Annotated in this window: 8 protein-coding genes and 1 pseudogene; 6 read left to right on the plus strand and 3 right to left on the minus strand. The window is 40.0% G+C overall.

Going from position 1 to position 12985, the window contains the following annotated elements; all coding sequences use genetic code 11:
• The coding region (locus tag AC0SAP_RS10080; protein ID WP_473384066.1) for an Ig-like domain-containing protein at window positions 1–267 on the minus strand (267 nt) is incomplete at its 3' end.
• Window positions 268–720: 453 nt separating this feature from the next.
• On the opposite strand from AC0SAP_RS10080, the pseudogene AC0SAP_RS10085 reads away from it, so the two are divergent.
• Window positions 721–2667: pseudogene (locus tag AC0SAP_RS10085) on the plus strand (FUSC family protein).
• A gap of 102 nt (window positions 2668–2769) precedes the next feature.
• Here the strand turns inward: AC0SAP_RS10085 and AC0SAP_RS10090 are convergent.
• Window positions 2770–2922, minus strand: coding sequence for a hypothetical protein (locus AC0SAP_RS10090; protein ID WP_473384067.1), 153 nt, complete (start codon window positions 2920–2922; stop codon window positions 2770–2772).
• Between the two features lie 81 nt (window positions 2923–3003).
• Here AC0SAP_RS10090 and AC0SAP_RS10095 point away from each other — a divergent pair.
• Window positions 3004–3754 (plus strand): IS5 family transposase gene (locus AC0SAP_RS10095; protein WP_473384068.1). Its coding sequence is split into 2 segments (ribosomal slippage): window positions 3004–3227 and window positions 3226–3754, totalling 753 coding nucleotides; the frame shifts between segments, so codons are not numbered across the junction.
• A 262-nt stretch (window positions 3755–4016) separates the two neighbouring features.
• Here AC0SAP_RS10095 and AC0SAP_RS10100 read toward each other — a convergent pair.
• Window positions 4017–4763, minus strand: a complete 747-nt coding sequence (locus AC0SAP_RS10100) for a hypothetical protein (RefSeq protein WP_473384069.1) — start codon at window positions 4761–4763, stop codon at window positions 4017–4019.
• Window positions 4764–5315: 552 nt separating this feature from the next.
• Between AC0SAP_RS10100 and AC0SAP_RS10105 the strand changes: the two genes are divergently transcribed.
• The 4 genes from AC0SAP_RS10105 to AC0SAP_RS10120 all read left to right on the plus strand — a co-directional run bounded on the left by AC0SAP_RS10105 (window position 5316) and on the right by AC0SAP_RS10120 (window position 12567).
• Window positions 5316–6584: a tyrosine-type recombinase/integrase gene (locus AC0SAP_RS10105; protein WP_473384070.1), complete on the plus strand. Its 1269-nt coding sequence runs from the start codon at window positions 5316–5318 to the stop codon at window positions 6582–6584.
• A gap of 448 nt (window positions 6585–7032) precedes the next feature.
• Window positions 7033–7329 (plus strand): hypothetical protein, encoded by a 297-nt coding sequence (locus AC0SAP_RS10110; protein WP_473384071.1) that lies wholly within the window; start codon window positions 7033–7035, stop codon window positions 7327–7329.
• A gap of 78 nt (window positions 7330–7407) precedes the next feature.
• Window positions 7408–9894, plus strand: a complete 2487-nt coding sequence (locus tag AC0SAP_RS10115; RefSeq protein WP_473384072.1) for a DUF3987 domain-containing protein — start codon at window positions 7408–7410, stop codon at window positions 9892–9894.
• A 1458-nt stretch (window positions 9895–11352) separates the two neighbouring features.
• A complete protein-coding gene (locus AC0SAP_RS10120) occupies window positions 11353–12567 on the plus strand; it encodes a tyrosine-type recombinase/integrase (protein WP_473384073.1) in 1215 nt (404 codons plus the stop codon).
• Window positions 12568–12985: the final 418 nt, after the last annotated feature.

Genomic DNA, 12985 nt, shown 5'->3' on the forward strand with positions numbered 1-12985 from the left:
TACTACAGAACCTAAGCTATTGCCCTCTTGATCTTTAACCTCAACCGTTGAACCTGGCTCTGCGTTACCTTTAACAACAAGACCCTCTTCATCGATCTCAGCTGTCGGTGCATCAGGGGCTTGCTTATCTGGTGTTGGAATCGTGACTTCTGGCGATTTATTGCCGGCACCATCCTCTAGACCCACGGTTATATCATTACCGTCGGTAGGCTTCTCCAGCTCAACTTCAAAGTTACCCTCTTCATCGACTTCGCCCTTACCAATCACTTCACCATCTTTCTAACAACGTCACTCGCTTATACCTTAAATATTAAAGTGAGCTTTTTTAAAGAAACCTAATATAACAATGAGATAATGGCTATTCGATTACCTTTTATATTTATAGATGTGACCATGATGAACCTTAAAACACACTCTTCCCTTTTCTTCTTTTGCATCTGTTAAATACAAAAATAAGGCACTTCCCTTCTTACAAAAGCACCAGTAATGACATAATGCGACATCAGTTTATTGAGCTAAAAGTAGCCACTGAACAAATCATATCTATATTGGGAGAGACGATGACAGAATTGGTATTTGGCACCCTAATCTCGTCGATATTAGTCTCTATTTTGTCTCGCTTTATCTGAGCCATTTAATCTTTCTGTTCCTACAAGGTTGATTATGAAGAATGTTTTAAAACGCTATTTAGATGAAATAGCATGAGTCTACAAAATAGCCATGAGCCAGACAAACCTTCAAAAATCTAAACTCAAAGCACTCCTTAATCAATTAGGTCACTACTTTGCCGGCCTCAATTACTCTTACGGATTACGTGTTGCCGTTGGCGTTGGAATCGCCTGGTTTATCGCATTTAGGTTGCAGACCGATAAGCCCTATTGGTCAATAATGACGGTGATCATCGTCTCTCTACCGATGCAGAGTATGTTAGTTGAAAAATTTTTAGCACGCTTGATCGGAACGCTTGTCGGTGCATTTGTCGTTACACTCCTTGCGACTGTCGCGCTTGATGATCAATGGCTATTTACCATCTACATGGCATTTTGGCTCTCAATCTGTGCCTATTTAGCTAGCATCAAGAGCTCAATGGTAACCTACTGCTTTGCGCTCTGTGGCTATACCTCCGCCATCTGAGGCTTTGCACTCTCGATATCCCCCTCTTCATATATGGTCTTTCAGATCACTCAAGCACGTATTTTAGAGATCTTAATTGGTCTAGTGACCGCCTTTTTTGTCTCGATGTTATGGCCTTCTCATTTAGAACGAATCATCGTCAAGCAGAAGCTTCGCCTACAACGCTCTAATGTTAAACGGCTCTATCAATCCCTATTAACCGCTGATTTTGATCCTTTAAAATTTAATAAGGTATATGAGAAAACTTTATTAGGATTGATGGATTTTCGAGATCTGATCTATCAAGAGTTTTTATCAGTATCGACAGAACGAGAAGATAATCAGATGATCTATCACTACACCTACCGTTTGATGCGAGCGATGTCCGGCGTTTTAGTCCTTCAATCCATTAAGCAAGATCTTTTAAAATCAGATCAATTAGCAGTAACAGAATACCTAAATAAGCTCAACCAATGGTTTGCTACCGCCGGCATTACCGAAGAGAAACTAAAGCGTAAACCGAAAGCACCTAATGCACTATTAAAAACAGCAAAAGGCGCTGAATTTGTCACAAAGCTCGATGAGAAATTTACTGAGTTCTATCAGACTCGCTTAGATCAAGAGATCGATGACAGTCTCTATATGCCGGATCGAAATATCCACTACAGCGATCGAAAAGAGGCGCTCATCAATAGTGGGAGAACATTTATCAGTATTCTTTTTGGAATGTTTTTCTGGATGGAAACCCAATGGGATATGGGATATATCCTCTTAATATTGATTGGGATTATCTGCACCTTAGGGGCGACTTACCCTATGATCACGAAATTATTAACAATCACATTTGTTCTAACTCTGCTATTGACCATTCCGATCTCTTTTATGTTGAAGTTTGGGCTTCTGATTCAGGCCACAAGTATTGTCCCGGCGATGATGATTATTCTCCCCCTCTACTTTATCGCATTTCTCATCCGGGCAAGCTCCATGTTAGGATTTTTAGTCGGCTATGGCTTTCTATTAGCCTCTAGCTTTCTAGTCGGATTCTCTAACCCGATGAGTTTCGATATCAATGCTTTTCTCAATCAAACTTTTGCACTCTTAGTTGCGCTCGGCATTATATTATTAATATTCAATATTATTCGTCCGACCTCTAATGAGCGCAAAATGATACGGTTCCAACAAGATATAATGCAACAATTTTCTCAGTTGGCAAATCACGTCTCACTTCAAGCGGTCAAAAACTATGAAGCACTTTTAACAAGCGCAGTTCAACAAGCAAAAGTGATTCCCGATATACAGGAGAAGAGTCGATTTTTAGCACACTACTTTTTAACTGTTGTCATTCTCAAGGAGCAACTAAAACTACAAAATGCCGGCATAGAGTGGATAATTCCTGATAATCTAATTACCGCAATCAAAGAAGAGAGAATTGATGAAGCGCTACTTATCGTTAATGAGTTAGAAGAGAAAGCACCACAAGAAGAACAGCTCACCTACTGGATATTGCGTTGCGCCCTAACCTCTTTTAATCAGTTTTTAGAGGGGATGGATTAGATGTTAAGTTTTGAGTTTTACTCGCAATACCATTACTCGCTTATATCGCTTATAAACAAATCTTAAAATAGCTTTATCTTTCATATAGATCTGCATATCGTTTTACTGATCATCCACTGACCTATCATCGCGTCCTTCAACTAGCTCTTCTAGCACTGCCTTAAAGGCTTCAGCAGAGATGATGCTTTTACGAGCATCTCGCTCTTTAATATTTTTCTTTAAAAAATAATCGGCATATACTCTATTTTTCTTCATCGTCTCTAGGGCGTGTCCTCATTTGAATTTTTTCTAAGAAATGTTATTTATAGTCTTTGATTTATTAACAATTACATCGATATGGCTAGAATAATATTAAACGACGATACTTGGCTTCAACTACACTCCATTATGAAAGAAAAAGGATGTTATTCAACGGATAACAATCGTAATGTCATGGAAGCTATTCTATGGAAGCTTCGTACAGGAGCACCATGGCGAGATATTCCTGAAAGTCTTTGTCCCTGGAAAACAGCTTATAATCGCTTTAATCGCTGGTCGGCAAAGGGATTATGGGATAATTTTTTTTAAGTTACGAGGCGAAACTGATCAAGAATGGGTATCCATCGACGGAAGCTACGTCAGCGCTCATCAGCATGCAGCTGGAGCTCGGCATGGTGAAAATCGAGCAATTGGACGAGGTAGAGGCGGAGCAACAACGAAGATACACATGGCCGTTGATTCGCATGGACGCCCGATCAATTTTGAAATCACTGGGGGTGAAGTTCACGACAGTCAAGTTGCAAATCAATTAATAGACCTTGTTCAAACAGCTGATTATCTAATGGCTGATAAAGGATATGATTCTGAATCAATTAGAGAAAAAGCTCGAGCTTATGGGATGATCCCCATTATTCCAAGGCGTTCAAATAGCACAAAAGAGAATGCCGAATTTGATGCTTATCTCTATCAAATCCGACATTTGGTTGAAAATATTTTCGCACGTTTAAAGCATTTTCGTAGCATAGCCACTCGTTTTGAGAAGCTTGCAAGAAACTTTAAATCAATGTTATGCCTTGCTTGTACAGTTATTTGCTTAAGAATGAATTGAGGACATGCCCTAAAAGTAAACCTAGTGCTCTTAAATCGGAAGATTTCATCTTCTCATCTTGATGTATATTTTCATCACAAAGATAATCTATCAATGCAGAATGAGTGTTAGGGGCATTTTTACTGAGATGAGGTTTAATCGCATGATATGATGCATAATATGCTAATGATATTGTATTTCTGCACTCTATCTCTCTTGGAGAAGAAATTAGATTTCGCCTCGCTAAATCAAGAAAATCTGCACTAGACACAGACATAAAATATTACCTCTCATAGAAATTAAATGAAGCTGAGAAAACCTTGCCATTTAATTTAGGAATATCAGCTAACTTAAAAGCTAATTCAATATCTAGATCAACAATTTTATTAATTTCTGCTTCTGGCAAATAAACCATCATCTCCACATCATTTATTTTGAACTGAGGAGATGAATCAAATACTACTTTTCCAACGGCCAATTGATGTTCTTCTGCAATAGAAATATAGGTATCCATCAAAGACTTTAAATCATCCTCAGTAAAACAACTGTTCTCTATAAAAGCATTAAAGCCTGTTAAATATTCTTGATATTTTCCCATCTCATCGCTCTTTAGCGCTATAAGAGCTTCAAGATCTCTCCTAGATGCCTCAATGTCACCTTTGAGAAGAGAAGTAAAACAGATAGATTCCATAATACTTTTATCTCCACGATATTTTAATCTAAGCCTTGGCGTTACTCTCATAAACTCTTGAATTCTACTTGCTCTCAATAAATAAGCTAAAAAATTCTCTATAAAAGCCTCAGAACCGAGATAAAGAGATCGTCTAAAATATTTCAAAGCATTTGTTTCATTTTTCATTAATGCATAATAGAAAGCCCAGGCCTGAATATCCATGGAATCTTTCTTTCCAATTTTCTGCATTTCACGAAAATATAAAAGCTCTTCATCCTCTCGAATATATTCCTCATTTTCGAGTCTTCTAATTAACTCTTTACCTAAAACTTCTGAAATCTTTTCTGGCTGTACCATTATTACCTTTTTATGCCTTTCAAAGAAATATCATCACACCAATAAACTTGATCTATTAGTTTAGTAGCTTCCCTAACAAACTGCATTTAATACTTTTTAATAATATGAAAAATATAGTAGAAACTGTTAGATAAGTAGTTAGTATTTGGAAGTATCAAATATTTCGTCAAAAACAAAAATGACTAAAAGAAAAAATGCAAACAAAACCTCAAAAGCTAAAATAACCGGATGTCAAAAACTAAATAGAGAATAAGATGAAAATGAGATGGATGGGAGGGTTTTAATGAGTACACTAATGAGTACCTACAATCTCCAGATAAGCAAAAGCCCCTAAAATAGGGGCTTTTAACGTATCGTATGGCGGAAAAGGAGTCCTTAGAACTGTAATATCGTTATAAGCTTTTATACAATCTAATAAAACATTAACATCAAGGCTTTACAGATAATTAGATAACATTCAATAACTTTATATAACCTTAAATTAGCCCTATTATCGCGCTCTAATGGTATACTCGATGGTATACCCAGCGGTATACTCAAGGAGGTTATAAAGTGAAGAAGAAAATCAAAGCAGATACAGCCAAAGGAGTTATGGCGCTCCTTAAGCAAGGAAAGGCTGGAATGTACTCAGCAGGCGACAGGCTACTACTGAAGGTTAGCGGAGTGGGCAGAGGTTCATGGGTATTTAGATACCAAAAGAACGGTAAGAGAGTTTTAATGGGGCTTGGGAGTGCAGAAATAATCACACTAGCAGAAGCCCGAAAGCTGGCACTAGAAGCGAGATTGCTACTGGAGCAAGGTATAGACCCTCTAAACAACAAGCAACGATTAGAAGAACAAGAAAAAGCAGAGAGCGCCTACACGTTCGACCTATTAGCCGATGAATACATCAAAGAGCAAAGCAAGAGCTGGAAGAACGAAAAGCACGCACAGCAATGGACTAACACAATCAGAACCTACGCAAGCCCTATCATTGGTAAGCTACTACCAAAAGAGATTACTACTGCTCATTTATTGCAGATACTGCAACCGATATGGACGACAAAGCAAGAGACAGCAAGCCGACTAAGAGGACGCATTGAGAAGGTATTGAACCTAGCAAAGGCTAGAGGATTGAGGGAGGGAGAGAACCCAGCAACATGGAGCGGTAACCTTGAATTTAACCTATCAAAGAGAAGCAAGAGAAGAAAGCACTACCCAGCATTACCCTACCCCTTATTACCAGCATTTTGGCAGGAACTGATTAAAGACAACAGCGCAAGCTCCCAGGCATTACAGTTTAAAATCCTTACACTAGCGAGGACGTCCACAGTGCTACAGGCAGAATGGAGAGAGATAGACCTTGAGGCGCGTATATGGACAATTCCCGCCGATAAGATGAAGAAAGGCATTGAGCATAGGATTCCATTAAGCACTGAAGCAATGGCGCTATTAGAGCAGATACCGCGAACAGATAGCCCTTATCTATTTGAGGGGAAAACAGCAGGAAAGCCCCTATCCAACATGGCTATGGCTATGAAGATTAGACGCATGGACAAGGCAAACCTTGAAGCAGGAGGCAATGGCTGGAAAGACGCAAAGACAGGAGAAACAGCAACGCCTCACGGATTCCGAAGCGCCTTTAAAGACTACACTACCGAAATATTGGGAGTTGAGGACATCATAACCAAAAGAGCATTAGCCCATAAGCTAGAGGACAGCAACACAGCAGAAGCCTACCAAAGAAGCGATTTATTAGAGCGTAGAAAGCCAATAATGGAGCAATGGGCGCGATATGTAACAGGGAAAGAACAAGCGAAAATCATTCCCTTGTATGGATAATCCCTAGATGATTGGCTCTTTCGAAAACAGATTAGTCAAGGGATAAATTTAAATTAATTTTGCGAGTGATGAGAGCCTCGAAAAGAGCGCTATGGACGCTATCTTTCAGCCCTTGCAGTGGGCAATATAAGAGAAAACGGGCAAGTCTTCAGCTTATGATTAAGTGATAAGAGCGGTATAATTGATAGTATAGTAGCTACCGAGTGTTAGCCATTTTATACGGAATTAATGGTTAGCGATTATTAACTAAAGAAAGGAGTCAATAGATTATGGAAAGACCAATACTAACAAGACCGCAGGAGACAGCGGACTTTTTCAAAATTCACGTAATGACGCTATGGAGATGGCGACAGCAGGAGGGATTCCCGCAACCACTAGAGAGAGGGCGCGTAATCCTATACGACATTAAAAAGATTATGGACTGGTTAGGAAACAAGGAGACCGCATAATGAAGAAAGGTATTAAAACAGCCAAACTATGGGAGTTGTTTAGAAAGAGAGGAAAGGCAGGATTGACCTGTTATGATTCCGTGAAGTATGCAGGCTACTATCGATTATCCGCATTTGTTCACGAACAGAGAAAGAAGGGATATAGCTTCAAATCTCAAATAGAGAAAGATAGAGATGGAGACCATTATTCCAGATACTGGCTAGAAGAAGCTAGCAATGACCCAGAATACAGGCAAAAGAAAAGCGCTACTAACCTCCAAAGCAATAGCGCTAATCTCGAAAACAATCCCTCATAAATTACAAGTACAAAAAAGAGAGAGAGGTTCAATCCTCTTTCTCAATCCTTGACTTAAAACTAAAAAGGATTTAAAAATATGATAACTCATAATGAAAAAGATTGCTATATCCTACCGATATGGCAGGGCGAAGCCTTACCTATTTTCGGGTATTACCCTACAAATAGAAGTACTCAGCCTAGTAAGTATCTATCATTTAAAGAATTAGCCGAGCTAGTGGCTAATCCATTAAACCTAGAAAAAAATCAAGCACCACTAATCACTCCACACACAGCACAGGCTAGAACCAAAGAACAGGCTAAAGAAGCAAGCTATAGCGCAGTAGTGATAGACTTTGATGACGTAGACTATTCAGTCCAGCAAGGGCTAGAAAAGGTTAAGGAGCTATATAGTGGCACTTTCTTATACTTCACGACAGCAAGCCACAAACAAGAGGGAAAAGGAAACCGCTTTAAAGTAGTGATTCCACTTGAAACAGCCCTCAATAGTGAAGATTACAGCAAACTATCAACAGGGATTAGCCTACTCTTTGGAGCAGACCTAGCACAGGCTAGAATAACTCAAGGATTCTACGCACCAAACACCCAAAACCGCGAACTATATCAAGGGGCAGAGATTCAAGGCGATGGAAGCCAATTAAACGCCAACACAGCGCTATTTAAGCAAGCGATAGAGCGTTACACTACCGAGAAGAAGAAACAACGCCAGAGCGCAGAATTAAAGCCTTTAAAGCCAAGAAAGCTAGAAGCATATAGCAACAGCATCATAGAACTCATAAAAGACGCCTACAGCCTTGAGGATTTACTACAGGCAAAAGGATACCGACAGCAAGGAAGAGAATGGCTAGCACCTAATAGCACCAGTGGCATTGCGGGCGTTCACATCTTAGGGGATAGAGTCTATTCTCACCATACAAGCGACCCATTAGGCGCAATACACAACGATGGTTACTCTTTAGATATAGCGGACGCCTTAGCTATCCTTGACTATAACGGCGACTTTAAAGCAATGATACAGGAGCAGGCAGAACGGCTAGACCCAGAAGGACAAAAGAAGCGCCAACAAGCCTACGCAGAAGCACAGGCTAGTAATGACAAAGAGATAGCCCCCATCTTTCACGATAGCGACCCTTATAACCTCTTTGGAGGCTTTAAATTGCCAGAGATGAATATGGAGCTAATACCTGAAGCAATAGCCAATCACGCTATAGATCAAGGGGAACTGATAGGCGCAGACCCAGCAACGCTAGTTATATTTAGCTTAGGCGCTATAGCATCCTGTATCACTGATGGATTGAAGATACAGCCGAAAAAATACGACTATGGATGGAGAGAAAGCGCGCGTATATGGGGAGCAGTGATAGGCGACCCATCAATCAAGAAAAGCCCCTTACTAAAAAAAGCAACAGCACCACTATGGAAGATAGAAAAACAATGGAGAGAAGCCAACAAAGCAAGGCTAAAAGAGTGGAAACAGCTAGAAGAAAAGGCTAAAAAAGAAGAGACTGCAATTCCACCAAGACCGCTAGAACAACGCCTAATCCTTGAAGACGCAACCATTGAAAAGATGGGCGACATCCTAAGCAACGCAGAGCCACGAGGAATCCTAGTGGTAAGGGATGAATTAAGCGGATGGCTTGGAGGGATGGACGCGTACAAAGGAGGCTCAAAAGATAAACCAGCTTGGCTAGAAGCCTATAACGGAGGAGTTAAGATATTTGACCGCATAAGCAGAGGGGAGACATTTGTGGAGAATTGGAGCGCCTCAATAATAGGAGGCATACAGCCTAGTGTTATTCACTCATACGCAAAGGCAACGGAGCATGATGGACTGCTACAGCGTTTTATCCTATTTTACGCCAAGCCAGCTAGACAAGGAGTGGACAGGATACCAAACAAAGAAGCCAAAGAGGCTTACCATAGCTTAGTAGAGCATTTAGCAGGACTCAAAGGCTCAGAAACCCCCGTTACCCTATCAGATGAGGCTAGAAACATCAGAGAGGAATTTGAGCGCAAAATAGACCGCATAGCACAAAACCACCAGAGCCAGCACATCAAGGCAGCGCTAGGGAAATGGAGTGGGCTATATGTTCGCTTATTATTGATATGGCATTGTGTAGAGATGAAAGGCAAGGCATACCCAACAGCCGAGCAAGTATCACCAGAAACGGCTAAGAAAGTAGCTCGATTCCTATGGGAGAACATCCTACCGCATACCCTGAAATTCTACGGCGATATAGACCCACTAGAAGACAAAGCGACAGAATTAGCCAATCTTATCCTTGCTAGAGAGTGGAAGCGCTTTACAGTAAAAAGAGACTTCAATCAATATTGGAAAGCAAGCCGAAGCATGAAGCAATGGGAGATTCAGGCAATCCTAGACAGGCTAGAAGGATTCAATTGGATAACGCCAGACAATAGAACCTTAAACATCAACGGCACAGCAACCGCTTACATTGTGAATGAGAGAGTACACGCACTATATAACGAGCAGAAGCAAAGAGAGCAAGCCAGACGCGCAGAAATAGCCGAAGCAATGGCAGAATTAAGAGCATTCTCTAACTAGGTTACGCGCGCACGTACTACATAGTCTACAAATAAGAAAAGTAGACGCACAATATAAACATAAACAAAGAGCGCTAATAATACGGCGCTTTTTTTATTGCTTAAAATCCTCAAAATTGACGCACAACGAAAGATTACACACTAGGAGCTATAACCCCTAATAAAAAGATGAATTAATCAATAGACGGCATTATTGAAAGGATATGAGAGAGGGAGAGCAAAGGCTAATCAACCAAACACCACACCTATCAAATGTAGACCATGTAGTACGGACGCGCGAGGGCATATAGAAAAACATAGCAGAAATAAAAAAATGTAGACCATGTAGTACGGACGCGCGAGAGTGTAGAAAGAAATAAGGAAGAAAATAGAAAATGTAGACCATGTAGTACGGACGCGCGAGGGCATAAAAACAAATAGGGAAAAAATAAGGTTTTCGGACACGTTAGGGGGCTAGATTTGCGGAGCGTATAAAAGGGAAATCACCCAGCTAATCCAAAAACCCCAATGGGGATAATTGATAATAATCAATGGCTTACTAACTGGACAGAATATACCTGTTAGAACACAGCAAAGGCTAGAACCTCCTCAATTTGAGGGAGTTGTACATCAAGGCAATCAGTGCAGAGTTGCGGAGATTCCCGGCATTAGCGGTTATTCATCAGGCACTCAGCTAATAATTCAGCCGAGTCGATCAGCTAATAATTGAGCCGATTACCCCAGCGCAGATTAGCGCAGGAGAAAGCATAACAAGACCTAGAAGCTTACAGAATTTTTGTAAGTAGCAGGAGACGCGCAAGAGCAAGCGGTGAAAAGTTTTACCCGCTAGACCATGCCACAATTGAATTGTTCAACCACACCGTGTGGAGCAACGCAGGATTGAGCCATGCCACAGGCTTACTCTCCATGCTTACAGTTGGATTTGTGTACACGTTAGGAACATCAAGGTGGCTTTTTACACCTTGAGTTTTCAGACACGTTAGGGAGTTTATGCAGTCCATAAAAAAGGACTTTTAAAAACAGCTCCAAAAACAGCCCAAATTTAAACGATTGGGACATGGGATATATAATCACACGCGCAACACATCAAACGCGCATAAAATGGAAGATTTAAAGCCTTGCTGACGATTTAACACAATCCAATAGACGACAGAAAAGAGCATTACAGATTTATTACTTTCTGTTAGCTCTCACTATCCACCCTATAAAGTACCTGATGGTATACCCGATGGTATACTCAAAGCCCTACACTTAAATAAAGCCTTTATTATTCAATACTTTACGGTACTAAAATGGCGGAAAAGGAGTCCGTAAAAAGTTTATATTTAACAACCTATGTTTGTATGCTGAATGGCTGAGTATTGCGATAAACACTGGGTTCTTGTATGTTCTAATCTTTAACAATATGTAGACAGCGTTAACCATCACAGGGTACGGGTGAGGGTACGGAAGGAAACTTATGACTAGTAGAAAACATACATCTCTTACACATATCGAAGTAAAAGAGGCAAAGCCAAAAAGTAAACTCTATCGTTTATTTGACGGAAATGGATTATGTTTAAAGATCCTGACTTCAGGAAAGAAGATATGGGAATACCGTTTTAAAAACCCAGAAACAAAAAAGGAGGATACGCTTGTATTAGGTGACTTCCCTACCATATCTCTATCTGAAGCAAGAAGTATCCACCAAAAGTATCGTTTAGAAGTTTTAAAGGGTATTAATCCTAAAAGAAATAACGACTCTTTAGCCTTTCCGCTTATCTTTGAATCCTGGTGGAAGATTTGGAGCCAAACAAAATCAGATAAGTATGCTAAGCAGCTCTACAACGCTATCAATAACAACTGTATGAAAGCATTAGGTCATCTGAATATCGACAAGATAGAAGTCCCTCACATCATAGAAGCATTACGTCCTTTTGAAAAACGAGGGGCTACTGAGTACCTTCACAGAACTCGCTCCGGCTTAAATCAGTTATTCTCCTTCGCTATATCCAGAGGCTTATGTAAATTCAATCCTGTCATGATGATTGGTAAAAACTCATTTAAGACACATATCCCTAAGAATCATAAATCTCTAGACCCCAATGAGATCTACCAGGTCTTCGACTTCTTAGAAAGTGATGGTTATAGTTTAGTAACACGGCTATGTACTGAGTTCATATTAAGAACCATGACGAGAGCTCAAGAAAGTTGTAAAGCAACATGGAAAGAGTTCGATTTCAAAAACAACCTATGGATCATTCCAGCAGAAAGAATGAAAATGAAACGTGAACATATCATTCCATTAACGACTCATCATCTCGCTATCCTTGATCAAATGAAAAGACTTAACCCAAAATCTCGCTATGTATTTCCAAGCCTTTGCCTCACAAGCCATATCTGTTTAGAAACACCTAGAATGGCAATACAACGCTTTGGGATTGATAGTACGATTCATGGCTTTCGACATCTTGCCTCTACCCTACTTAACGAGAGTGGATTATTTGATATCCATATCATTGAAGCTTCTCTAGCGCATCAAGATAAAAATAGCATCAGAGCCACCTATAACAAGGCTCAGTATCTTAAAGAGCGCAAAGAACTTCTAGATTGGTGGAACTCTACATTAGATCAGTGCCAATCTATTGAAGATAACAAACAAGTCATTGATAGATTAACTGCTATTAACTACTAATAAAAAAGAGGCTGATGCCCATTGTGCCCAGAGTGCCCATTGTTCCCTATATCAAAACAGTGGGCATTTGAGTAATACATCGTCAACTCAATAGAATTCTTATCCTATGATTAACCGCAATTAACTACTAATAAAAAAGGGGCCGATGCCCATTGTGCCCAGAGTGCCCATTGTTCCCTATGTCAAAACAGTGGGCACTAGGTGATTCATTAATATTAGACGGCATATAAACTATCTCCATGTACTGTGTTGTATTGTGTTGTATTGTGTATCGTACAAAATACAGTACAGTACATTAAAAATAAAGTGTAATCTTCCCTAAAAATAATACCGATCATAAGTAGAATTTTCTCGTATCATTTACTCAGGAGAAAATAGCGATGAAAAAATCAAAATTCACAGACACACAAATCATGTC

Source organism: Ignatzschineria sp. PL_is040 (assembly GCF_055813795.1).